27 protein-coding genes are annotated in these 21,097 nt (G+C 65.0%); 9 read left to right on the top strand and 18 right to left on the bottom strand.

Annotation, left to right across the window (positions count from 1 at the left end; translation table 11 throughout):
• Nucleotides 1-12: 12 nt before the first annotated feature.
• On the top strand, nt 13-747 hold the full coding sequence (locus JQK15_RS09175) for a YggS family pyridoxal phosphate-dependent enzyme (RefSeq protein ID WP_214865046.1): 735 nt from the start codon (nt 13-15) through the stop codon (nt 745-747).
• On the opposite strand, the gene JQK15_RS09170 is transcribed toward JQK15_RS09175, so the two are convergent.
• On the bottom strand, nt 725-3,520 hold the full coding sequence (locus JQK15_RS09170; protein ID WP_214865158.1) for a TonB-dependent receptor: 2,796 nt from the start codon (nt 3,518-3,520) through the stop codon (nt 725-727). The two genes, JQK15_RS09175 and JQK15_RS09170, sit on opposite strands and share 23 nt — an antisense overlap.
• A gap of 190 nt (nt 3,521-3,710) precedes the next feature.
• A complete protein-coding gene (gene pdeM, locus JQK15_RS09165) occupies nt 3,711-4,370 on the bottom strand; it encodes a ligase-associated DNA damage response endonuclease PdeM (protein WP_214865045.1) in 660 nt (219 codons plus the stop codon).
• A 65-nt stretch (nt 4,371-4,435) separates the two neighbouring features.
• Between pdeM and trhO the strand changes: the two genes are divergently transcribed.
• The gene (trhO, locus tag JQK15_RS09160; protein WP_214865043.1) at nt 4,436-5,260 is read left to right on the top strand and encodes an oxygen-dependent tRNA uridine(34) hydroxylase TrhO; all 825 of its coding nucleotides are present in this window, start codon (nt 4,436-4,438) and stop codon (nt 5,258-5,260) included.
• Here the strand turns inward: trhO and JQK15_RS09155 are convergent.
• From JQK15_RS09155 to JQK15_RS09140, 4 genes are read right to left on the bottom strand one after another with little or no spacing between them, the layout of a single operon-like run.
• Nucleotides 5,257-5,517 (bottom strand): hypothetical protein, encoded by a 261-nt coding sequence (locus JQK15_RS09155; protein ID WP_214865041.1) that lies wholly within the window; start codon nt 5,515-5,517, stop codon nt 5,257-5,259. The two genes, trhO and JQK15_RS09155, sit on opposite strands and share 4 nt — an antisense overlap.
• Nucleotides 5,518-5,521: 4 nt before the next feature.
• A complete protein-coding gene (locus tag JQK15_RS09150; RefSeq protein WP_375178286.1) occupies nt 5,522-6,256 on the bottom strand; it encodes a M48 family metallopeptidase in 735 nt (244 codons plus the stop codon).
• Nucleotides 6,213-6,638, bottom strand: coding sequence for a YcgN family cysteine cluster protein (locus tag JQK15_RS09145; RefSeq protein ID WP_214865039.1), 426 nt, complete (start codon nt 6,636-6,638; stop codon nt 6,213-6,215). The genes JQK15_RS09150 and JQK15_RS09145 overlap by 44 nt, the downstream gene beginning before the upstream one ends.
• A gap of 3 nt (nt 6,639-6,641) precedes the next feature.
• Entirely contained in the window at nt 6,642-7,295 is a 654-nt protein-coding gene (locus tag JQK15_RS09140; RefSeq protein WP_037508898.1) for an SCO family protein, read from the bottom strand.
• A gap of 44 nt (nt 7,296-7,339) precedes the next feature.
• Here JQK15_RS09140 and JQK15_RS09135 point away from each other — a divergent pair, with 44 nt between their 5' ends.
• Nucleotides 7,340-7,978: an ankyrin repeat domain-containing protein gene (locus JQK15_RS09135; RefSeq protein WP_214865037.1), complete on the top strand. Its 639-nt coding sequence runs from the start codon at nt 7,340-7,342 to the stop codon at nt 7,976-7,978.
• Between the two features lie 39 nt (nt 7,979-8,017).
• On the opposite strand, the gene JQK15_RS09130 is transcribed toward JQK15_RS09135, so the two are convergent.
• From JQK15_RS09130 to JQK15_RS09080, 11 genes are all read right to left on the bottom strand, one after another.
• Nucleotides 8,018-8,524: an MmcB family DNA repair protein gene (locus JQK15_RS09130; protein ID WP_214865035.1), complete on the bottom strand. Its 507-nt coding sequence runs from the start codon at nt 8,522-8,524 to the stop codon at nt 8,018-8,020.
• Between the two features lie 103 nt (nt 8,525-8,627).
• Nucleotides 8,628-9,299: a cell wall hydrolase gene (locus JQK15_RS09125; protein ID WP_214865033.1), complete on the bottom strand. Its 672-nt coding sequence runs from the start codon at nt 9,297-9,299 to the stop codon at nt 8,628-8,630.
• Between the two features lie 175 nt (nt 9,300-9,474).
• On the bottom strand, nt 9,475-9,825 hold the full coding sequence (locus tag JQK15_RS09120) for a DUF1491 family protein (RefSeq protein WP_004209195.1): 351 nt from the start codon (nt 9,823-9,825) through the stop codon (nt 9,475-9,477).
• Entirely contained in the window at nt 9,818-10,288 is a 471-nt protein-coding gene (locus JQK15_RS09115; RefSeq protein WP_017499440.1) for a PaaI family thioesterase, read from the bottom strand. The genes JQK15_RS09120 and JQK15_RS09115 overlap by 8 nt, the downstream gene beginning before the upstream one ends.
• Complete coding sequence (locus JQK15_RS09110) at nt 10,275-10,742, bottom strand: PTS sugar transporter subunit IIA (protein WP_010335784.1); 468 nt, start codon at nt 10,740-10,742, stop codon at nt 10,275-10,277. The genes JQK15_RS09115 and JQK15_RS09110 overlap by 14 nt, the downstream gene beginning before the upstream one ends.
• A 130-nt stretch (nt 10,743-10,872) precedes the next feature.
• A complete protein-coding gene (gene hpf / locus JQK15_RS09105; protein WP_010335785.1) occupies nt 10,873-11,469 on the bottom strand; it encodes a ribosome hibernation-promoting factor, HPF/YfiA family in 597 nt (198 codons plus the stop codon).
• Nucleotides 11,470-11,540: 71 nt separating this feature from the next.
• Nucleotides 11,541-12,242 (bottom strand): DNA polymerase III subunit epsilon, encoded by a 702-nt coding sequence (gene dnaQ, locus JQK15_RS09100; RefSeq protein ID WP_004209199.1) that lies wholly within the window; start codon nt 12,240-12,242, stop codon nt 11,541-11,543.
• Nucleotides 12,243-12,274: 32 nt separating this feature from the next.
• Nucleotides 12,275-12,868, bottom strand: coding sequence for a dephospho-CoA kinase (coaE, locus tag JQK15_RS09095; protein WP_125998884.1), 594 nt, complete (start codon nt 12,866-12,868; stop codon nt 12,275-12,277).
• An 11-nt stretch (nt 12,869-12,879) separates the two neighbouring features.
• The gene (aroE, locus tag JQK15_RS09090) at nt 12,880-13,704 is read right to left on the bottom strand and encodes a shikimate dehydrogenase (RefSeq protein ID WP_214865031.1); all 825 of its coding nucleotides are present in this window, start codon (nt 13,702-13,704) and stop codon (nt 12,880-12,882) included.
• Complete coding sequence (locus JQK15_RS09085; RefSeq protein ID WP_017499436.1) at nt 13,701-14,294, bottom strand: Maf family protein; 594 nt, start codon at nt 14,292-14,294, stop codon at nt 13,701-13,703. Before JQK15_RS09085 ends, aroE begins: the two co-directional genes overlap by 4 nt.
• Nucleotides 14,291-15,118 (bottom strand): pyruvate, water dikinase regulatory protein, encoded by an 828-nt coding sequence (locus tag JQK15_RS09080; protein WP_026108809.1) that lies wholly within the window; start codon nt 15,116-15,118, stop codon nt 14,291-14,293. Before JQK15_RS09080 ends, JQK15_RS09085 begins: the two co-directional genes overlap by 4 nt.
• Nucleotides 15,119-15,409: 291 nt before the next feature.
• Here JQK15_RS09080 and hemE point away from each other — a divergent pair, with 291 nt between their 5' ends.
• The 3 genes from hemE (at nt 15,410) to JQK15_RS27265 (ending at nt 17,162) form a co-directional block, all read left to right on the top strand.
• Entirely contained in the window at nt 15,410-16,471 is a 1,062-nt protein-coding gene (gene hemE / locus JQK15_RS09075; protein ID WP_214865028.1) for a uroporphyrinogen decarboxylase, read from the top strand.
• Complete coding sequence (locus JQK15_RS09070; protein ID WP_010335790.1) at nt 16,471-16,911, top strand: CopD family protein; 441 nt, start codon at nt 16,471-16,473, stop codon at nt 16,909-16,911. The genes hemE and JQK15_RS09070 overlap by 1 nt, the downstream gene beginning before the upstream one ends.
• 122 nt (nt 16,912-17,033) lie before the next feature.
• Nucleotides 17,034-17,162, top strand: a complete 129-nt coding sequence (locus JQK15_RS27265; RefSeq protein WP_268746425.1) for a hypothetical protein — start codon at nt 17,034-17,036, stop codon at nt 17,160-17,162.
• Nucleotides 17,163-17,177: 15 nt separating this feature from the next.
• Here the strand turns inward: JQK15_RS27265 and panC are convergent, their stop codons facing one another.
• Nucleotides 17,178-18,023, bottom strand: a complete 846-nt coding sequence (panC, locus tag JQK15_RS09065) for a pantoate--beta-alanine ligase (RefSeq protein WP_214865026.1) — start codon at nt 18,021-18,023, stop codon at nt 17,178-17,180.
• Between the two features lie 108 nt (nt 18,024-18,131).
• On the opposite strand from panC, the gene JQK15_RS09060 reads away from it, so the two are divergent.
• Genes JQK15_RS09060 through pgmG form a run of 3 tightly spaced genes read left to right on the top strand, consistent with a single transcriptional unit; the run spans nt 18,132 to nt 20,798 of the window.
• Nucleotides 18,132-18,938: a division plane positioning ATPase MipZ gene (locus JQK15_RS09060; RefSeq protein ID WP_004209209.1), complete on the top strand. Its 807-nt coding sequence runs from the start codon at nt 18,132-18,134 to the stop codon at nt 18,936-18,938.
• Nucleotides 18,938-19,396 (top strand): J domain-containing protein, encoded by a 459-nt coding sequence (locus JQK15_RS09055; RefSeq protein WP_004209210.1) that lies wholly within the window; start codon nt 18,938-18,940, stop codon nt 19,394-19,396. Before JQK15_RS09060 ends, JQK15_RS09055 begins: the two co-directional genes overlap by 1 nt.
• Nucleotides 19,397-19,415: 19 nt before the next feature.
• The gene (pgmG, locus tag JQK15_RS09050) at nt 19,416-20,798 is read left to right on the top strand and encodes a phosphoglucomutase/phosphomannomutase PgmG (protein ID WP_214865024.1); all 1,383 of its coding nucleotides are present in this window, start codon (nt 19,416-19,418) and stop codon (nt 20,796-20,798) included.
• Nucleotides 20,799-21,097: the final 299 nt, after the last annotated feature.

Here is a 21,097-nt window from a genome sequence, read left to right as displayed (position 1 = left end):
ATAGCAGCCGCCATGACCACCGACATCCCCGAAGCTGCGGCCCGCCTCGCCACCCTGCGCGACCAGATCGACCGCGCCGCCCGCCTGACCCAGCGCAGCGCCGACGACATCAACCTGATCGCCGTGTCCAAGACCCAGCCGGCCGGAGCGATCCTTCCGCTGATCCACGCCGGCCAACGCGGCTTCGGCGAAAACCGCGTCCAGGAAAGCCAGGACAAATGGCCCGCCCTGCGCGAGCAATTCTCGGATCTGACCCTGCATCTGGTCGGCCAGTTGCAATCGAACAAGGCCGCCGATGCCGTCGCCCTGTTCGACGTCATCCATTCGCTCGATCGCCTCTCGCTGCTGACCGCGCTCGCCAAGGCAATGGACGCCGCGAGCAAGCGCCTGCCCTGCTTCATCCAGGTGAATATCGGTGCCGAGGAACAGAAGGGCGGCTGCCCGATCGCCGATGTGCCGGCGCTGATCGCCGCCGCGCGCGACGCCGACATCCCCTTGCTCGGCCTGATGTGCGTGCCCCCGGCCGATGTCGAACCGGCACCCTATTTCGCCCTGCTCGCAAAAATGGCGCGGGAAGAGGGCCTCCCGCGCCTGTCGATGGGCATGTCGGGCGATTTCGAAACCGCCCTGATGCTGGGCGCCACCGACATTCGCGTCGGCACCGCCCTGTTCGGGGAACGGGCCCCCGTCAGCCGCCCCGTCCCCCGGAGCGGCCTGGGGATGATCAGAAACGCCCCCGCAAGGTAATGCCATAGGTGCGGGGTTCGGCCAGATAGGCGGAGATGAGCTGGTTCGCCATCGGCGCGCCCTGCACGAACTGACCGGTGGTCGATGTCGCCGGGCTGCTCGACTGGAGCGGGCTGCTGAAGGCGACCTGGGTATAATCCTGGTTGAAGATATTCTGCCCCCAGAATTCGACCGCCCAGCGCTGGTCCTTGCCCCGCAGGCCGACGCGCGCATTGAACACCGCAAAACCGTCCTGCGCCTTTTCCGGGAACAGATCGGACCCGGTATTATAGTCGCCCATCATGCGGCCATCGATGTAGAAGAGCGCGGACAGGCCGTTCGACCCGATATCCGGCGTCCAGGCCATGCTCGCGGTCGTCACCAATTGCGGCGCATTGCTGTTGATCGATCCGGGCAGCAGGAACAGCGCCGGATCGAGCGGCACGCTGCCATCGCCGCTGCCGACCAGCCGCTTGGCGAATTTCGCCCGTGCATAGGTCAGGCCGCCGGTCAGGCGGAAATGGCGCACCGGTGAAGCGGTCAGTTCCAGCTCCACGCCCTGGCTGATCAGGCCCGGCCCGACATCCCCGGAATCGCAGGTCCGCGCCGCCGACAGGGCGCTGTCACAGCCATTGATATTCTGCACGACGAAGCTGGTGCCGTTGAAGGTGTTCAGCTGGAAATTCTTGAACTCCTGACGGAAGGCCGCGATGTTCGCGCTCCATTTCGGCTGAGTATATTTGAGCCCGATTTCAAAGGCATCGACCTTCTCCGCAGCGAAGCGCAGGCTCGTCACATCGGCATTGGTGCGCGGCGCATAGACCGCCGGCACCGTGTTCAGGCCGGTCGATCCCAGCTGGAAGCGGTCGAGGTTGAAGCCGCCCGCCTTATAGCCCTTGGAATAGCTGCCATAGACCAGCATCTCGTCGATCGGCTTCCACGACAGCACTGCCGTGCCGCTGAACTCGCCGTCACTGATCTTGTCGTTGAGGTCGAGCGCATTGAGCGTGGTCGAGCCATTGCCAAGGCAGCCGAGCGTCAGGATGCCGCCCGCCAGCGCCGCCGCACTGCCCAGAGACGCATTGGTCGCCAGCGTCGGCAGCGAAGAGGCCTGCAACGCCGCGCAGGTCGCGTTGTTGTTGTTGAAATCCGAAGAGAATTTCTTCGATTCATGGGTGTAGCGCAGGCCCAGGGTCAGATCGAGCCGCTTGGTGATGTGGATGATATTATGGGTAAAGAGCGCCCAATTCTCGCTCTTCTGGCGATAGATGGAGGCAACGTCGCCGGTGCCTTCCGGGATTGCCGCCAGCGCGCGCAGGCCATTGCCAAGACCGGTGGAGATCGCCCCCGCCTGTGCCGCCGCGACGCCGGCCGGCAATCCGGCATTGATCAGCGCGGCGGTCAGGCCGGCGTTGAGATTGGCCTGGGTGCCGCCGATCAGCGCCGACGTGGCAAGACCGCTGCCGCAGGCCGCCAGTTGCGCCGCAGTGAAGTTGCTGTTGACGCCCGCACCCGCCATCAGGCGACAGGCGGCAAAGCGGCCATAGTCCGCGCCAAAGCGGATATTATCTTCCAGCGTCAGCTTCTCATTGGCGTAATAGCCGCCCACCAGCCAGTCGAGCGCCTCGTTGAAGGCCGAACCCTGCGCCCGCAATTCCTGGGTGAAGGTCTTGAACTGGCGATAGGTGTTGGGATCGCGATAGAGAAGGTCGGCGCCCGAATAGTCATAATCGCCATAGTCGCGGGATTTATAGTCGCGATAGGCGGTGATGCTGGTCAGTTTCGCGCCGCCCAGACCATAGTTGATCTCGCCCGACACGCCCCAGTCCTTGAGCTTGCTGACATAGTCGCGCCCTTCGGTGATGGTCAGCTCGCGATCATAGGGATCGGCGGGGAAGACGCTGCCCTGCCCGGCCAGGATAGCGCCGATGCGGTTGAACGGCGCCGTGCTATAGCCGCCGCCGGTCGCCGGCCGTCGTTCGCGCGTCTCGACATAGGCCGCGCCGCAGCAGCTTTCGTCGCGATTGGTATAATCGCCGATCAGCCGGATCGACAGGGCATCATTGGGTTCGATCAGCGCCTGACCACGCAGGAAATAGCGGTCGCGATCATTGGTATCACCAACCTTGTTGCCGCTGGTATCGACCAGATCGTAGAAACCGTCACGCTTCGACCAGACGCCGTCCAGGCTCAACGCGATCCCCTTGGCGATCGGGCCGGTGATGCGCCCGGCCAGGCGCCAATAATCATAATTGCCATAGGTCGCCTCGGCCATGCCACCCAGGGTGAATTCCGGCGCCTTGCTGACGATGTTGATCAGGCCCGCCGACGCGTTGCGGCCGAACAGCGTGCCCTGCGGCCCGCGCAGCACCTCGACCCGCTCGATCTCGCCCAGATCATTGAGGCCCGCACCGGTGCGCGACCGATAGACGCCGTCGATGAACACCGCGACCGAGCTTTCCAGGCCAGGATTGTCGCCGACCGTGCCGATGCCGCGAATACGGGCCGAACCATTGGCCTCGGTCCCGGTCGAGGAAACCAGCAGGGACGGCGCCAGCTGATTGAGCGCGCGAATATCATTGGCACCGCTATTCTGCATCGCCTGCTGGCCGACCGCCGATACCGCGATCGGCACGTCGGACAGCGGGCTGGCGCGGCGGGTCGCGGTGACGATGATGTCGACGCTTTCGGTGTCCACTGCCGCCTGCGGCGCGGCATCCTGGGCATGGGCAAGCGGCATGGCGCCCACCAGCGCGACGGCACCGGCGGACAGCAGCCAAAGGCTCTTGTGCATCATGATGTGCATCCTCTCCTGGCCCGCCTGGCTTTTTGCCGGGTCGGGACTATGCGCGATTATGCTGCCACAGTCGGAATAACGCAATATATCGCGTGATTCCGGGCTTTTTCCGCAGTTGCGTGATGATGGCCGCATAGTCCTGTTGCCTAGCAGCAACAATTTAACGCCCGGTTTCCGTAGCGTTTGCTTACGTCAGCGGAAAGCGCAGCAATCGGTCGGAAACGGGTATCAACGCCATTGCACCCGGCCCGACCGCCTTTTGTATCTCGCCATGGCCTGCATCCAGCCCGCCGGTCAGCGCGCCCAGCGCCGGCAGGATCAGCTTGGTCGGCGATCCGACGAAGCAGCGGCGCGATACATGCCGGCCGCGCAGCGACAGGCGCAGCTTGGGGTGGAAATGGCCCGATATCTCGGGCCGGGGATCGGCCGGGTCGGCTTCATGTCGCAGCCAGACGCCGTCCACCTCCGCCTCCACCGCGCGGCGTCCGCCCGGCATCTGCGCCACGCCGACGTCATGATTGCCAGTTATCCACAGCCAGTCGAGCCGTTCGGTCAGCGCCTGCAATCGCGCCCGCGCCCGCGGGTCCAGCCGCGCCGCGCCATCGGCATCGTGGAAACTGTCGCCCAGCGACCAGATCGCCCGCGCGCCGGTGCGCGCCACCAGCGCCTCGATCATGTCCAGCGTCGCCGCGCTGTCATGGGGCGGCAGGAACTGGCCGAAGCGCGCATACCAGCTCGCCTTCTCGAAATGCAGGTCGGCCACCAGCAGCGCGCCCTGGGCCGGCCAGAACAAAGCCGCCTCCGGCAAAGCCAGGAAATCATGACCTGCGAACGAAAGGGGAACCATCGCCCGGCTATGCGCCCTCTTCGCCCGGCTTTCAAGTATGCGCGCCAGCGCCTATAGGGCTCCCCATGTTCACCGTCGCAGCCCTCTACCGTTTCGCCACCTTCGCCGACCCGCAGGCAACCGCCGCCGATCTGCGCGCACTGTGCGCCGATCTTGGCACCTGCGGCACGCTGATCCTGGCGCGTGAGGGCATCAATGGCACGGTCGCGGGCACGGCCGACGCGATCGAGCGGCTGGTCGCCCATATCCGCGCTCTGCCCGGCTGCGCCGATGTCGACGTCAAATATGCGACCGCCGACAGCGCGCCCTTCGGCAAGATGAAGGTCAAGGTGAAGGCGGAGATCGTGACCCTGGGCGCAGGCGACCTCGATCCCGCCCATCAGGCTGGCGTGCATCTCGATCCTACGGACTGGAATGCGCTGATCGCCGATCCCGACACCGTCATCATCGACACCCGCAACGCCTATGAAGTGGCAGTCGGCACGTTCGAGAATGCGATCGACCCGGCCACCCGCTCCTTCCGCGAATTTCCCGCCTGGTTCGACGATTTCGCCGCGAAGCTGCGCGACGAAGGCCGCAGCCCCAAGATCGCGATGTTCTGCACCGGCGGCATCCGCTGCGAAAAATCGACCGCGCTGGTCAAGGCGCGCGGCTTTGACGAAGTCTATCACCTCAAGGGCGGGATCCTGCGCTATCTGGAGGAAATGCCGGAGGCCCAGAGCCGCTGGCAGGGCGACTGCTATGTCTTCGACGAGCGGGTCGCTGTCGGCCATGGGCTGAAACAGGGCCATTATGCCACCTGCAGCGCCTGTGGCCTGCCCTATCCGCGCGATACCGACCATGACTGCCCCGGCGGCGACGCCGACGGCGCCTGGCCGCATCGGGGCTAATCCGCGCTTTCCACCAGTTCGACCATCTCGAACTGATAGGATGTCCAGCCCCGCATCCGCGCGCCATCGGGCGCGGCGGCGCGCTTCTTCTTCGCCTCGGCCAGCGAGCGGGTGTGGCCCCAGAACACTTCGGTCTTGCCATTTTCCAGTATGGCGACGATCCGCCAATAATGGGTGAAGGGGTCGGCGGTCGGCCCGATCTTCTGCACATAGCCGTCCGGCATGGTGGCGGTCAGATAGCGTTTCCGGCGCGCCATGGGTTCAGGCCTGATAGCGGTGCAGGCCCGCCCCATGCGCCTTCAGCCAGGCACGCGCAGGGCGCGGATCCTCGCCATAGATGCGGGCATGGGCAGCGTGGAAGGCGGGACTATGGTCCATGTGCAGCAGATGCGCCAGTTCATGCGCCACGGTCGACCGCCGCACCCAGGCCGGCGCCAGGATCAGCCGCCAGCTATAACGGATCGCCCCGGTCGACGTGCAACTGCCCCAGCGGCTGCGCGTGTCGCCAGTGCCGACCGAGGCGACGATCAGGCCATGATCCTGCGCCATCGCCAGCGTCTCCGCCTCCAGCACCGCCTTGGCCCGCGTCCTGAGCCAGCGCAGCACCCGCGCACCGACCGATTCCGCCGCCCCGCCCAGGATCAGCCGGTCGCCCTCCAGCCGGATCGTGCGGGTCGCCCCCGCGATCCAGCAGATGCGCACCTCGCGCCCTTCCAGCGGGAAGGTCGCGCCGTCGCCCAGCAGCGTCACCGCCGGCGTCACCGCCATCTGCGCCCGGACCCAATCCTCATGCCCCTGCGCCCAGCCCAGCGCGCGCTTGAGGTTCGCCCGCGCCGGCAGCGACAGCCGCAATTCGCCGCGCAACCCGTCGATCGTCAGCTTGTAGGCGCGCGCTCGCGCCGACCGGCGCACCCGCACCGGCATGGCGACGCCATCGATCAGTATTTCTGCCTCAGAGCTCTCGGTCGACAAGATGATGTTCCCAATCGCCGGCATCGGCCTCCGCCACGGTCCAGCCGCGTACGGATTCCTTGGCCCGATGCACCGCCTCGCGATCGCCGCAGACCAGATAATGCCATTCGGGCAGCGGCAGCCCCGCCTCGCGCAGCCGATAGGCACAGGTGCGCGGCAGCCAGCTGATCTGCTTCACCTTGGCCGGGGTCAGCCGCACGCAATCCGGCACGAACCGCCGCCGGTCGGGATAGTTGGTGCAATGGCCGCTATGCCGGTCGAGCAGGCGACAGGCGACATTGGTCGGATAGATGCGGCCCGTGTCCTCATCTTCCGCCTTGTGCAGGCAGCATTTGCCGCAACCGTCGCACAGCGCTTCCCATTCGGCGCGGTTCAGCTTGTCGAGGGGCTTGTCCCAGAAGTCCAAATGTCACTTGACCCATTTTTCGAGAAAGGCGCGCACGATATCGGGTGCGCCCTCGTCCACATCCGGCGTGCCTGGATCATCCACCGGCACCAGCGCGATCGGCTTGCCGTCCGGCCCGAACAGATAGGGCGTGCGGCTGTGGCTGACCAGATAGTCGCTCGCCCCTTCCGGCTTTTCCGCATTGTAGAGGACGACGAAGTCCTTGGCCACCTTCGCGATCTGCTCCGGCGTGCCGGTCAGGCCGACGAGGCGCGGGTGGAAAGCCGCGACATAGGGCTTCAGCACCGCCGGCGTGTCCCGCTTGGGATCGACGCTGATGAAGATCGGCTGCACCTTCGCGGCGCGGGCGGGCGCGGCCTTTTCGAAGGCACTGAACGCCTGCATGATCCGCTGCAGATCGACCGGGCAGACATCCGGGCAATAGGTGTAGCCGAAATAGACGATCCGATACTGGCCCTTATAATCGTCCCAATGCACGGTCTTGCCGTCCTGGTCGGTCAGGGTGAAGGGCGCGCCGATGCGCGCGCCGACCAGATTGCCCTGTTCGCTCTCGCCGCTTGATGCGTTGCCGCCAGCCCCCATATTGCATGCCGTCAGCAAGGCCAGAAGCGGCAGGGCGAGCGAGATCAGCGCTTTGTTCATGGTGTCGCCTGCCATGCCTTGCTATGGGCCGATTTGCAAATCGAACGGGGCGCGCGACGATGAAGATTGGGATGAAGAGCGGACTTTCCACCTGGCTGTTTCTGGCGCGGCCTGCCGCCATCACCCTGGCACTGATGGCCCCGGTTGCGGCCCAGGCCCAGTTTTCCAACAATTACAACTTCCTCAAGGCGGTGAAGGACGCTGACGGCGACAAGGCGACCGAAATGCTGCAGAAGCCGGGTTCGACCGTGATCAACAGCCGTGACGTCACCACCGGCGAAACCGCGCTGCACATCGTCATCGGCCGCCGCGACACGACATGGCTCAACTTCATGCTGTCGAAGGGCGCCAATCCGAACCTGGCCGACAATAATGGCACCACGCCGCTGCTGCTCGCCGTGCAGAACCGGTTTGAAGAAGGCGTGCGCCTGCTGCTCGCCCGCGGCGCCCAGGTCGACAAGACCAATGGCAGCGGCGAGACCGCATTGATCCGCGCGGTGCAGCTGCGCGACATCGGCCTGGTCCGCCTGCTGGTGGCGCAGGGCGCCAATGCGGACAAGCGCGACACCATCGCCGGCATGTCCGCCCGCGACTATGCCGAGCGCGACAGCCGCACGCCGGGTCTGGTCGAAGCGCTCGATTCCGCCAAGGCCAGCAATGCCACGCCCAAGGGCCCGGTCCAGGGTCCGGTCTTCTGATATGAAAAAGGGCGGCCAGGCCGCCCTTTTATTTAACCCTTACCAGCCCAGTTCCGCCGCATAATCCGGGTCGGCCAGCGCCGACAGGCGGCGGGCGGCGCGGCGGGCGAAGCGCAGCGTCTCTGCCTTGCGCCGGGCGGCGGCCAGCGGCTCGAACGGCGCGGCGCGCACCAGTTCGGCATCATATTGGTCCGCGACGATCAGGCCGGTGCGGGCCGGCCACAGCGCCTCGCTGTCGAACAGGCTGGTGTCGAAGCCCGATGGCACCGCCCAGAAATAGCGGTCGCAATAGTCGAAATAATCCGGCCATTTCATGTCGCCCAGCAGGTCCGCCCGGCTGCACTTGATCTCGACGATGGTCAGGCGCCCGGCGCTGTCGATCGCCATGATGTCGGCCCGCCGGCCATTGGGCAACGGCACTTCCAATATGCCGTTCATGTCATGGCGATGAAACAGGCGCAGCGTGCCGCGCGCAACCGCCAGCGCGGTCCCGTCGGTCAGCGGTGAACAGCGATCGAGGTCTTGGGAAGCGTCTTGGATGGTCATGGCACCAGATTAGAACAGGAAGGGAACAAAAGAAAAGACCGATTCGGACATGGGGTCCGAACCGGCCTTCAAAAGGGCGTCACTGTCGCGCGGTGAGCGCGGATCAGCGATAGAAGACGTGATTGTCGATCGACGCCAGCTTGGTCTTGCCCCAGCCCGGCGACACGCGGCGGGCATGGAAGAACAGCGCGCCTTCGGCCTGGCTGTCCCAGCTGTCGTCCAGGGCGATCTGCGCGATCGCAACGGCCTGGCGCCAGGAATCGCTGGTGATGTTGATCGGCGGCATGCCGTGACCACGCACGAAGCTGAACTGGCTCGGCTGATAGATGACACCGCACAGGCTGCTTGCGAAGCGGCCCGACTTGGCGCGGTTGATGATCACGCGGGCAACGGCCAGCTGGCCCTCCAGCGTTTCACCCTTGGATTCGAAATAGACTGCACCGGCTAGGCACTTCATGTCGCCTTCGACATCCTCGGGAGCGCCTTGCGCATCAACCAGGGCTGCCAGGGTCTCGGCCTTGGGCTCGATATCGGTCGAAAAATTGCTGCCAGCCTTGGAGCCGGAATCCAGCGACTGCGCGACTTCCTGCGGCGCAGCGAAAACGACGGCGGGCTTGGTGCCGGCCGTGGGTGCGCTAGTCAGCGCGGCGGTTTCCGGCAGGGAAACCGTGGACAGGGAGGCCTCGCTGGCACTCGACATGTCCGACGCCGTAACAGCCGCAGCGGCCGACAGCGTAAATGCCGCGATGATCGCGGCCTTCAGACGAAAACTCATTATTGCTCAAAATCGTGCGGTTATTGGCCAGAAACGTCGATTGTAACCGATATTCTGTGACGTTCGGCCGCCCCCCGTCTGCGTGTTTACCGGCCCGCCCCCCGTGGACGAATGCAGGCAACCTGCGCGTTCAGCGTTGGCCGCCATTGCCCGCGCGCGTGCAAGGAGTCAACGATCAGCAGATCGTTTCAGCGGCGAACCGTTCCGCATCCGCGATATCAAGCTCCACCAGCCACAGGTCGGGGTCCGATCTGCGCCGGCGTTCGGCATAGGCGGCGAACGCCTCAGGCCCCTCTTCCGCAGGGGGTCCACAGCGCATCAATGCATGGCCGCCGCGAAAGTTCGATACCCGTTCGAAAATTGCGGATTCCCGCCCCTTGTCCATCACCTGGACCAAGATGACGCCGCTCATTGCATCGCCCTTGGCCAGGATCATGGCAAATCCGCCGGCGGCATTCACCCGCTTCACCAGCGCGCCGACCAGCATCGCGCTGGTCAGCCGCGCGGCCGGACTGTCCTCAGCCATGATATCCCGGCAGCGATGACAGCGGAATCTGCGACCGCATGAAGGTGCCGGTGCCCCGGCCCACCTCTTCCCCGTCCGAATCGAGGATGCTCGCTTCGGCGACATAGACGCGGCGCTTGCCGCTGATCCAGCGCCCCTCGGCGCGCAGCTTTCCGGGGCCGATCGGCCGGGTGAACAGCAGGTTGAAGGCGGTGGTCAGCAGGAAACGATCACTGACCAGACTGTTGGCGGCATAGAAGGCCGCATCGTCCAGCATCTTGAAATAGACGGTGCCATGCACCGCGCCGGCGGCATGGAAATGCCGCTCGTCGACCTCGAAATCGATCACCGACCGACCGGGTTCCGGCACGCGCAGGGTCGACAGGAACAGGTCGTTGATCGGCGCGCTGTTGTAGAGATGCTCCAGCGCGCGAAAATGCGCCGCCTCGCCACTGGCGAGCGCAGCGGCCTCAGGCGGCGTCACGCGCCTCACCACCGGCCAGCAGCGCGTGCAGCGCCTCGGCCGACTTGGCACCGCGCAGGCGCGTCACCTGCGCCTCGTCACGCAGATAGCGGGATACACGCGCAAGCGTCTTCAAATGCTCGGCACCGCTGTCCTGCGGCGACAGCAGTGCGAACACGACATCGACCGGCGCATCATCGACCGCGTCGAACGGCGCCGGCGGATCGAGCAGCACGACCACGCCGCACATGCGGTCGAGGCCCGGCAGCTTGGCATGGGGAATGGCAACGCCGCCACCGAAGCCGGTGGAGCCCAGACGCTCGCGCTCCAGCAGCGCGTCGGCGGCCGCTTCGGCATCGACGCCATAGGATTGCGCCGCCAGAGCCGCGATCTTCTGGAACAGCATCTTCTTGCCGTTCACAGTCACCTCGGTGGCCAGCGCGTCCGGCGAGACAATATCGTTGAAATGCACCATTTTACTTCCGGGGGCAGCCGAGGCGCGCCCAGCCTGTCGAAAAAAATGCGCGTTGCTCGGAGAAACTAAAGCCCGGCCCCATAGGCCGCCTGCACCCGGAGGTCAACAGGCGGCCCGGCTTGGCAGGGGGTCAGCCGCGCGGCTCGACCCAGCCGATCGTGCCGTCCTGACGGCGATAGACCATATTATAGGCCGACGTGCCGGCATTAAGGAACAGCAGCGCATTGGTGTTGCGCAGGTCCAGCATCATCACCGCGTCGGACACGCTGGCCTCGGGAATGTCGACCCGCGTTTCGGCGACGATCAGGGGCGCATCGGCCGCTTCGGCCTCCTCGTCGGCGGCACCGGCGAAGATGGTATAGCCCGCGCCGTCGATATCATCGACGCTATAGCCATTGGCGCGCTGCGCCTCGGCCGCGGCGGCCTGGATGCTGCGGTCCTTCAGGCGGCGCATATAGCGGCGCAGCTGCTTCTCGATCCGGTCCGATGCCTGGTCGAAGGCGGGATGCGCCTCCTGCGCCTCGCCGGCGCCCTTCAGGATCAGGCCGGTCATCACATGGCAGACGATATCACAATGGAAGGCGCCATGCGGGGCCGGTCGGAAGGTCACCTGGGCGGAAATCGTGCGGGAGAAATATTTCTCGGCTATCGCTTCCAGCCGGTCGCTGACGTGCTGCTTGAGCGCCTCGCCCGTCTCGACCTGATGCCCGGAAACACGGATATCCATATGCCTTCTCCTTATTCTTGCCGGGACGCCGGATCAGCGGCCCGGTTGGCACGTGGCAAACGCCGGCAGGTTCAGGCCGGCGGCGCCTCCTCGAGCCAGAGCGGCTTATCCAGCTTCGCGACGAAAGCGGCATGCCTCTCCAGCTCCTCCGCGCTCGCCGTGAAGACGCGCGCGGGACGAACAGGGCGAACAACGGCGGTTTCCGTCAGTTCCACCCTGACGATCTCTTTCTCTTCCTCCTGTGCAAGACCCAGGCCGATCTGACGGCCGCCGGTCAATTCGACATAGAGCTGCGCCAGCAGTTCGGCGTCGAGCAGCGCGCCATGCTTGACGCGATGGCTGCGGTCGATGCCGTACCGGGTGCAGAGCGCGTCCAGGCTGTGCTTGGCGCCGGGATGCAGGGTGCGGGCAATCGCGACCGTGTCGATCATCCGGTCCATCGACACGGCGTCGCGCGCGCACAGCTTCAATTCGTGATTGAGGAATCCGAAGTCGAAGCGCGCATTGTGCGCGACCAGCGGGCTGTCCTCCAGGAAATCCATCAGCTCGGCCACGCCCTCGCGGAACAGCGGCTTGTCCGACAGGAACTGGCTCGACAGGCCATGCACCGCCTCGGCGGCGGAGGGCATGTCGCGCTGTGGATTATAATAGGCATGGAAGGTGCGGCCGGTCGGCACGCGATTGATAAGCTCTATGCACCCGATTTCGACCAGCCGATCGCCGGATGCCGGATCAAATCCCGTCGTTTCGGTGTCGAAAATGATCTCGCGCATCGCCCTTTTGAACCGACTCTCTATGACTCTACTTATCTGCCTGTCCGGGCGCCAAGGCAAGCGACCAGACGCCTGACCTGTGCTCGGGTTGCGGCAAATGTCGTACCCGTGTTGATGATATAGTCTGCCCTTAGCCGCTTTTCAGCATCGGGCAGCTGCAAGTGCAGGATTCTACGAAATTTTGCCACCGTCATGCCCGGTCGGGCCAGCACCCGCCGCCGCTGTTTCCAGGCGGGCGCACTGACGACGATGATCCCCTCCATGCGCCGGTAGCCACCCGTCTCGAACAGCAAGGGCACGTCCAGGATCACGAATTGGCGCGACCGATGGCGTTTGAGGAATCGCCGGCGCGACTCGCCCACGGCGGGATGGACGATCGCCTCCAGTGCCTTCAATTCGGCGGGATGACCGAACACCGCTGCGCCCAGCTTCGTCCGGTCAACGCCCTGCGGCCCGGTGGTGCCGGGAAAACGCGCCTCGATCGCCGGTATCAGCCGGCCGCCCGGCCCCTGCAGCCGATGCACCTCGGCATCGGCATCGAACACCGGCACGCCCTCGCGGCGAAACATCGCTGCAACCGCCGACTTGCCCATGCCGATCGAGCCGGTGAGGCCGTAAATCTTCACCCCGTCGCCGTTCAGTCCGCCGCCGTGAGCAGGGCGCGCAGTTCCGCGTCCAGCTCGCGCGGTGCCTCCGCATCGAAGAAGATGTCGAACGCCAGCGCCGCCTGGCCGATCAGCATTTCCAGCCCGTCGAGAGTCTTGAGGCCCCGGTCGCGCGCCGCCTTCAGCAAGCCCGTCTCCAGCGGCGCATAGACGATGTCATAGACGGTCGCGCTCGCCGGCAACGGCGAAAGGTCCAGATCCAGCGCCGGCTGGCCGACCATGCCCAGCGACGTGCTGTTGACCAGCAGGTCGGCGGCCGGCAGCGCATCGGTCATGCCGATCACCTTGCCCTTCACCCCGGCCCGGTCGAGCAGCGCCTGTCCCTTGGCGGGGTCGCGCGCCATGATCGTGATCTCCGGCACGCCCAGGCTGGTGAGCGCGAACAGGATCGCCCGCGCCGCGCCGCCCGCGCCGATCAGCACCGCATGGCGCCCCTTCCACTTGTCGCGCAGCAGCGGCTGCAGGAACCCGCCGGCATCGGTGTTGGTGCCGATCAGCGGCCCGGCGGTCTCGCTGGCGATGGTGTTCATCGCACCGATCCGGTCGCGCACCCCACCCGGATCATCGGTATAGTCCATCACCGCGATCTTGTGGGGAATGGTGACATTGCAGCCAAGCCAGTCGGGATCGGCCCGGCGCTGCAGGAAATAGGCGGCCAGCCCCTCGGGCGTCACATGAGTCTTCTTGTACTCCGCCTCGATATCCAGCGCCTGCAGCCAGAAATTGTGGATAAGGGGCGATTTGCTGTGGTCGATCGGATCGCCGATCACCTCTGCATAAGGGAGCTTGTCGGTCATGACGCCAGAACGCCCCTTATGCGCAGGAAGTCAAGAAGCGGCAGCAGCGGCAGGCCCTGGATGCCGAACTGGCTGCCTTCCACCCTGGCGAACAATTGCGCGCCCGGCCCCTCGATCCGGTAGCAGCCGACGCACCATTGGCATTCATCCCAGTCGCCCTCCAGATAGGAGTCGATGAATCCGTCGGACAGGGTCCGCACCGTCATCCTTACCCGTTCGACATGGCGCCAGATCGGCTCATTGTTGAGCACGATCACCGCTGCGCTGTGAAGATGATGGACCCGGCCCGACAGCAGGCGCAGGATGCGCGCGGCATCCGCCCTGTCCACCGCCTTGTCGATCATCGTCCCGTCGTCGAGAGTCAGGGTCTGGTCGCAGCCCAGCACCAGCGCGCCCGGCACCCGGCGCGATACCTTGAGCGCCTTCAGCTCCGCCAGCGCATCGGCCAGCGCGCGGCCGTCATGGCCATCGGCGCGCAATGCTTCCTTGGCGGCCTCTTCATCCACACCCGGTGACAGCGCCTCGAACGGCACGCCGGCCGCGCTCAGCATGGCGCGCCGGCTGGCGCTCTGCGAGGCTAGGACGATCATGCTTCATTTCCTTCCGCCAGTTCCCGGTCGTTGAACAGGTTGATGATGGCGGCGGCCGCTTCCTCGATCGACCGGCGGGTCATGTCGATCACCGGCCAGCCATTGTCGGCGAACATGCGCCGGGCAAAGGCCAGTTCCTCCTGCACCTTGTCGCTATCCACATAGGCGGTCTCGGGCGCCTGGTTGAGCGACAGCAGCCGGTTGCGCCGTATCTGGATCAACCGCTCGGGACTGATGGTCAGGCCCACCACCATCGGATGCTTCAGGCCATAAAGGCTGCGCGGCGGCGGCGATTCCGGCACCAGCGGGATATTGGCGGTCTTGTAGCCGCGATTGGCAAGATAGATGGAGGTCGGCGTCTTCGACGCGCGCGACACGCCCGCCAGGACGATATCGGCCTCCTCCCAATTCTCGTGCCCCACGCCATCATCATGGGCGATGGTGAACTGGATCGCCTCGATCCGCGCGAAATAGGCTTCGTCCAGGATATGCTTGCGGCCCGGCCGGGTCCGGGTTTCCTGTCCCAATATGTTGGACAGGGCATCGGCCACGCTGTCGAGCGCAGCGACATGGGGCAGACCGAGCGCGCGGCAGCGCGTTTCCAGCCGCCGCCGCAGCACATGGTTGGTAAGTGTGAACAGCACCAGGCCGGGATGGGCGGATATCTCCTCCATGATCCGGTCGAGATGCACTTCGGATCGGACCATCGGCCAGAAATGGCGGATCGCCTCGACATTTTCGAACAGGCCGATCGCCGCCTTGGCGATATTCTCCAGCGTCTCGCCGGTGGAGTCCGAAAGCAGGTGAAGATGGATACGTGACACAGGCATATCTCTGTGAGTCCCCTGTGGATAAAGCAAGGGATAGAGTTGTGGATAACTTTGCAGCCCCATTTCGTCCCCAGAAAGCGGAATCTTATCCACAGCCTCTCAACAGGGCCGGAATCTTATCCACAGCCTGTGGGTAATGGGGATGATTCAGATGACTCGCCGCGGAATCGCGTGACTCCAGGAGTCAAGCTGTTGGCAAAAGCGGGGACAGCGCATAAACCCCCGAACCAACAGCCCAACAACCTCAACATTCCTTTTTAAATATCTTTATAAAGTAGAGAGTTCATGACGGGTCCCGACGCTCACGCCGGCGCAGTCAGCGCCAAGCCGCTCCTTTCCGTATTGCGCGGCGCGGTGCCGCCCGTCCCGCCGATGTGGCTCATGCGCCAGGCCGGCCGCTATCTACCGGAATATCGCGCACTCCGGGCCGACAAGGGCGGCTTCCTCGAACTGGTCTATGACAGCGCCGCCGCGGCAGAGGTCACGCTCCAGCCGCTACGCCGCTTCGGCTTCGACGGCGCCATCCTCTTTTCCGACATATTGATCGTCCCCTATGCCATGGGACAGGATCTGTGGTTCGAGGCCGGCGAAGGCCCGCGTCTCGCCCCGATCCTGGCGGAGACCGACCTGTCGGCGCTGAAACCCGATTTCAGCCGCTATGAGGCTGTGTATGAAACGGTGCGGCAGGTGAAGGCCGCGCTGGACCCGTCGGTGACCTTCCTGGGCTTTGCAGGCAGTCCCTGGACGATCGCCACCTATATGGTCGCGGGACAGGGCAGCAAGGACCAGGGCGCCGCGCGTCGCATGGCGTATCAACAGCCCGATCGCTTCGCCGCGCTGATCGACGCCATCGTCGACGCAACCGTCATCTATCTCTCCGGCCAGATCGAAGCCGGCGTGGAAGCGGTGCAATTGTTCGACAGCTGGGCCGGCAGCCTCGCCCCGCTCCAGTTCGAACGCTCGGTGATAGAGCCCAATGCCGCGATCGTCCGCAAATTGAAGGCGCTCCATCCCGACATTCCGGTGATCGGCTTTCCCAAGGGGGCCGGCGCGAAACTGCCGGCCTATGCGATCGGCACCGGGGTCGATGCGGTGGGTGTGGATGAAACGGTCGACCCACATTGGGCCAACCAGGCGCTGCCCGCCGGGCTTCCGGTGCAGGGCAATCTCGATCCGCTGGCGCTGATTGCCGGCGGTCAGGCGGTGGAACAGGCTGTGGATAACTTGCGCGCCGCCTTTGCCGGCCGGCCCCATATCTTCAACCTGGGCCATGGCATATTGCCCGACACGCCGATCGCTCATGTCGAGGCGCTGATCGCCTATGCGCGCGGAACGGAGACACGCTGATGCCCTATCTCGGCGCTGCCTATCTGTGGGTGAAGGCCGCCCATGTCATCTTCGTCATCTTCCTGATGGCGGGGCTGTTCATGATGCCGCGCTTCTTCGTCTATCATCAGGAAACCGTGCCGGGCTCGGCGGAGGACCAGCGCTGGATCGAGCGTGAGACGCGCCTGCTCAAGATCATCCTCAACCCGTCGCTGATCCTCACCTGGGTCTTCGGCCTGATGCTGATGGTGGAAATCGGCGCCTGGCATTTCGGCTGGTTCCACCTGAAGCTGCTCTTCGTCCTGGCACTGTCGGGCTATCATGGCTGGATCGCCAGCTATGCGAAGAAGCTTGCGCGCGGTCAGCGCAGCCTGGCCGACAAGCAGTTGCGCATGCTGAACGAAGTGCCCGGCATCGCCGCGGCGGTGATCGTCATCATGGTGATCGTCCGCCCCTTCTGAGGCTTCTGTCCTACAGCGATCAGGGATTCTATAGTTGGGGTGCCACCCATGAATAGGATCGCGCCCGCGCAACATAATGTCAAAATGTGCGGGAAATGTGCGAAGTTAAGCGGAAGGCGCCCATGAATGACCCGCGCATCTGGTTCGGCCCCAAGCGTATCGGCTGGGGCTATGGTCCCCGCACCTGGGAGGGCTGGGCGGTGGTCGGCCTGTTCGTCCTCGGCTGTGTCCTGCTCAAGCGTCTGAGCTGAGGTCAGGCTGGGCCTTTAGACCAGATCGACCGCGATATTGTCGATCAGCCGGGTCTTGCCCAGCTTCGCCGCGCCCAGCAGCCGTGCCGGACGGTCGAGTGTCGCGATCGGCTCCAGGCTGTCTGCGTCGCACAGGGTCACATAGTCGATCGGCTCGAAACCATGGGTCGCCAGCGTGGCGATTGCCTTCGCCAGTGCCGCCTCGACCGGCTCGCCCTTCTCGATCTGCCGCTTCGCCTCACCCAGCGCGCGCGGCAGCGCCAGCGCATCCTTGCGCTCCTGTTCGCTGAGATAGGCGTTGCGCGACGACAGCGCCAGGCCATCCCCGGCCCGCTGGGTCGGCATGCCGATGATCTCGATGTCCAGATTGGTGTCGGCAACCATCCGGCGGATCACGGCGAGCTGCTGATAATCCTTCTCGCCAAAGATCGCGACATCGGGCGCGACCTGGTTGAACAGCTTGGTGACGACCGTGGCGACGCCGTCGAAATGGCCCGGCCGCGCCGCGCCATCCAGCCCTTCGCTCACCCCCGACACCCGGATATTGGTGGCATAGCCGGCCGGATACATGACTTCCACGCTTGGCGCCCACAGGATGTCGACGCCGGCGGCCTGCAACAGCTGCGCGTCCTTCGCCTCGCGGCGGGGATAGGCGTCCAGATCCTCGTTCGGGCCGAACTGGCGCGGATTGACGAAGATCGACACCACGACATGACGGCCATGGCGGCGCGCTTCCTCGACCAGCGCCATATGCCCGTCATGCAGCGCCCCCATGGTGGGGACCAGCGCCAGCGTCTTTCCGTCGGACTTCAGCGCGGCGACGGCGGCACGCAGGGCGGGAAGGTCACGGAGAATTTGCACGGGACGAGGGGCTCCGATAAGGGCAGGGACACAGGGGCGTCCTGCTAGGCTTCGCGCCACGGGACCGTCAAGAATCTAGAGCGACAAACACGGGGTTATCAAGGTCCGATGGCGAACGCGCAAACGCACCTCATCGTCTTCGCCAATGAAAAGGGCGGAACCGGCAAGTCGACGACCGCCGTCCACACGGCGATCGCGCTGACCGCGCTCGGCCATAGCGTCGGCCTGATCGATCTCGACCCGCGCCAGCGCACCGTCACCCGCTATATGGAAAACCGCGCCGAAACCGCGCGCCGCCGCGGCATCGATCTGTCGGCGCCGGACTTTGCGGTGTTTCAGGGCGACAATGTCGCCGCGCTAGACGAACAGGCGGCGGCGGTTGCCGAGGGCAAGGATTTCCTGATCGTCGACACGCCCGGCCGCGACGATGATTTCGCCCGGCACATGGCAGCCCGCGCCAATACGCTGGTCACGCCGATGAACGACAGTTTCGTCGATTTCGACCTGATCGGCCAGGTCGATGCCGAAACCTTCCGGGTGCGTCGCCTGTCCTTCTATTCCGAACTCATCTTCGAAGCGCGCAAGTCGCGCGCCAAGGCCGATGGCGTGTCGATCGACTGGGTGGTGCTGCGCAACCGCGTCCAGCATCATGACGCCCGCAACAAGAAGCGCGTCGGCGATGCGCTGATGGAATTGTCGCGCCGGGTCGGCTTCCGCGTCATTCCCGGACTGTCGGAACGCGTCATCTTCCGCGAACTCTTCCCCTCGGGCCTGACCCTGCTCGACAAGGGCCATCTGGGCGACCTGGGCATCAGCCACATCGCCGCGCGCCAGGAACTGCGCGAGATGGTGGCCGGATTGGCCTTGCCGACCGGCGATCATGCCGCGTCCGTGGACATGCTCGGCGCTGCCTGATGGGGCTGATCGCGCTGGTGCTGATCGGCCTGGCGGGCTGGCTCATCTGGACCGGGAGATTGCAGCGCATGTCGACCAAGGATGGCATGGCATTGGGGGCGGCACTGGTCGGCGCGGTGCTGGCGGCCAAGGGCAAGCCGGCGCTCGGCGCGCCGATCCTGCTGGGCGCGGCCCTCTTCTTCGCGTCGCAGGGCAAGGCGAAGAAGGGCGCTAACCGCGCCAGGCGCAAGGCTGCGCCGCCGGTGCAGACTGACAGGGCCGACGTGGAGGGCGCCCGCGCCCTGCTCGGCCTGTCGGCGGATGCCCGCGCGACCGACATCCGCGCCGCACATCGCCGCCTGATCGCCTCGGTCCATCCCGACAAGGGTGGAACCGAAGCGCTGGCTGCCCAGATCAATGCCGCGCGCGACCTGCTGCTCGCTGACCTTGCCGAGCGGGATCGTCCGTCCGCCGGCTGATTGCCCCAGAAAGGACTATATGGCCCATCGCTTCCACCCGACCCTGCTGCGCGAATATGACATGCGCGGCGTCGTCGGCCCGATGCTCGGGGAAGCGGACGGCTATGCGCTGGGGCGCAGTTTCGCGACCTGGGTGCGGCGCGCCGGCGGATCAGCGGTCGCGGTCGGCTATGACGGGCGGCTGAGTTCGCCCATGCTGGAGGGCGCGCTGGTGCGCGGCCTCACCGACAGCGGCGTCGATGTGCTGCGTGTCGGTCTCGGTCCCACGCCGATGGTCTATTATGCCGAGGCCGAACTGGACGTGGCGGGCGCCATCCAGGTGACCGGCAGCCATAATCCCGCAGATCAGAATGGTTTCAAGCTGGTCCTGGATCATGCGCCCTTTCATGGCGAGGCGATCCAGCAGATCGGCGCGATGGCGGCGGCCGGCGACTGGCTGGCGGGCGAAGGCCGGGTGCGCGATGTCGATATCATGCCGGCCTATGTCGAACGGCTGGTGCGCGATTTTGACGGCGCCGCCTGGCGGATCGGCTGGGACGCGGGAAACGGCGCCGCAGGACCGGTCGTGGAGAAGCTGGTGCAACTCCTGCCGGGTGAGCATCATCTGCTCTTCACCGATGTAGACGGCAATTTTCCCAACCATCATCCTGATCCTACCGAAGAAGCGAATCTGGCCGATCTTCGTTCCCTTGTCCTCTCCAGGAAGCTCGATTTCGGCGTGGCTTTCGATGGCGATGGCGACCGGATCGGCGTGGTCGACGGCCTAGGCCGGATCATCTGGGGTGACCAGCTGCTCGGCCTGTTCGCCCAGGTGGTGCTGAAGGATCGGCCCGGCGCCCCGATCGTCGCGGATGTGAAGGCCAGCCAGGCCCTGTTCGACGAGGTTGAGCGGCTGGGCGGTGAGCCGGTGCTGTGGAAGACCGGGCACAGCCATATCAAGTCCAAAATGAAGCAGATTGGCAGTCCGCTGGGCGGCGAGATGACCGGCCACATCATGTTTGCCGATGATTTTTACGGTTTTGATGATGGACTCTATGCCGCCGTTCGCCTGATCCGCGCGGCTGCCCGGTTGCGCCGCACCGTCACCGACCTGCGCGGCGATATGGCCGAAATGGTCAACACGCCGGAAATCCGCATCGCCGTGCCGGAAGACCGCAAGTTCGCGATCATCGAAGACCTGCGCGACCGCCTGATTGCATCCGGCGCAATCGTGGAATCGATCGATGGCGCTCGCGTCCGCACTGTCGATGGCTGGTGGCTGCTGCGCGCGTCCAACACCCAGAATGCGCTGACCGCGCGGGCGGAGGCGTCGGATGCTGCGGGATTGGTGCGTCTGCTGGCCCAAATCGAATCCCATTTGCGTGATTCGGGCGTCGATCAGCGATTGCAAGCGGCGAAATAGCCTGTCGCAGCGCGCAAAATTGATATCGCTATCATTATTTCATGCGGAATTTCCCTTAGGGAAACATGGCCTTGTGACACCGGTTGCATGAAACGCAATCGCGCCATCATGTTTCGCATTTGCGACGAACGCCGCCTGGCCGCAAAAGGAACTCGCCTTTCAGGCATCCTCTCCTAAAACTTCATAGCCGTCCCTCGGGGCGGCTTTTTTTTTGACCTGTGACGTTGGCGCAACAGGGCGGCACTTGCCGTAGCGTCCAGCCGGCCGAAATCCGGGCAATTGAGCGAAAAATCGCGGAA

This window comes from Sphingobium sp. BHU LFT2 (genome assembly GCF_018604485.1).
Classification (GTDB): Bacteria; Pseudomonadota; Alphaproteobacteria; order Sphingomonadales; family Sphingomonadaceae; genus Sphingobium; species Sphingobium yanoikuyae_A.
The sequence above is the reverse complement of the archived record's forward strand: the minus strand, read 5'-3'. Positions and strand labels throughout refer to the sequence as shown.

What these genes read in the sequence shown, in the direction of transcription:
- JQK15_RS09125 (WP_214865033.1), bottom strand. Translation starts at nt 9,299, where the DNA reads ATGAGTTTTCGTCTGAAGGCCGCGATCATCGCGGCATTTACGCTGTCG.
- JQK15_RS09085 (WP_017499436.1), bottom strand. Translation starts at nt 14,294, where the DNA reads ATGATCGTCCTAGCCTCGCAGAGCGCCAGCCGGCGCGCCATGCTGAGC.
- pgmG (WP_214865024.1), top strand. Translation starts at nt 19,416, where the DNA reads ATGGCCCATCGCTTCCACCCGACCCTGCTGCGCGAATATGACATGCGC.
- JQK15_RS09150 (WP_375178286.1), bottom strand. Translation starts at nt 6,256, where the DNA reads ATGCCGGCGATTGGGAACATCATCTTGTCGACCGAGAGCTCTGAGGCA.
- JQK15_RS09120 (WP_004209195.1), bottom strand. Translation starts at nt 9,825, where the DNA reads ATGGCTGAGGACAGTCCGGCCGCGCGGCTGACCAGCGCGATGCTGGTC.
- JQK15_RS27265 (WP_268746425.1), top strand. Translation starts at nt 17,034, where the DNA reads ATGAATGACCCGCGCATCTGGTTCGGCCCCAAGCGTATCGGCTGGGGC.
- trhO (WP_214865043.1), top strand. Translation starts at nt 4,436, where the DNA reads ATGTTCACCGTCGCAGCCCTCTACCGTTTCGCCACCTTCGCCGACCCG.
- JQK15_RS09140 (WP_037508898.1), bottom strand. Translation starts at nt 7,295, where the DNA reads ATGGCAGGCGACACCATGAACAAAGCGCTGATCTCGCTCGCCCTGCCG.
- aroE (WP_214865031.1), bottom strand. Translation starts at nt 13,704, where the DNA reads ATGACCGACAAGCTCCCTTATGCAGAGGTGATCGGCGATCCGATCGAC.
- dnaQ (WP_004209199.1), bottom strand. Translation starts at nt 12,242, where the DNA reads ATGCGCGAGATCATTTTCGACACCGAAACGACGGGATTTGATCCGGCA.
- JQK15_RS09130 (WP_214865035.1), bottom strand. Translation starts at nt 8,524, where the DNA reads ATGACCATCCAAGACGCTTCCCAAGACCTCGATCGCTGTTCACCGCTG.
- JQK15_RS09060 (WP_004209209.1), top strand. Translation starts at nt 18,132, where the DNA reads ATGGCGAACGCGCAAACGCACCTCATCGTCTTCGCCAATGAAAAGGGC.
- pdeM (WP_214865045.1), bottom strand. Translation starts at nt 4,370, where the DNA reads ATGGTTCCCCTTTCGTTCGCAGGTCATGATTTCCTGGCTTTGCCGGAG.
- hpf (WP_010335785.1), bottom strand. Translation starts at nt 11,469, where the DNA reads ATGGATATCCGTGTTTCCGGGCATCAGGTCGAGACGGGCGAGGCGCTC.
- JQK15_RS09070 (WP_010335790.1), top strand. Translation starts at nt 16,471, where the DNA reads ATGCCCTATCTCGGCGCTGCCTATCTGTGGGTGAAGGCCGCCCATGTC.
- JQK15_RS09110 (WP_010335784.1), bottom strand. Translation starts at nt 10,742, where the DNA reads ATGGTGCATTTCAACGATATTGTCTCGCCGGACGCGCTGGCCACCGAG.
- JQK15_RS09155 (WP_214865041.1), bottom strand. Translation starts at nt 5,517, where the DNA reads ATGGCGCGCCGGAAACGCTATCTGACCGCCACCATGCCGGACGGCTAT.
- JQK15_RS09135 (WP_214865037.1), top strand. Translation starts at nt 7,340, where the DNA reads ATGAAGATTGGGATGAAGAGCGGACTTTCCACCTGGCTGTTTCTGGCG.
- hemE (WP_214865028.1), top strand. Translation starts at nt 15,410, where the DNA reads ATGACGGGTCCCGACGCTCACGCCGGCGCAGTCAGCGCCAAGCCGCTC.
- JQK15_RS09170 (WP_214865158.1), bottom strand. Translation starts at nt 3,520, where the DNA reads ATGCACAAGAGCCTTTGGCTGCTGTCCGCCGGTGCCGTCGCGCTGGTG.
- JQK15_RS09175 (WP_214865046.1), top strand. Translation starts at nt 13, where the DNA reads ATGACCACCGACATCCCCGAAGCTGCGGCCCGCCTCGCCACCCTGCGC.
- JQK15_RS09055 (WP_004209210.1), top strand. Translation starts at nt 18,938, where the DNA reads ATGGGGCTGATCGCGCTGGTGCTGATCGGCCTGGCGGGCTGGCTCATC.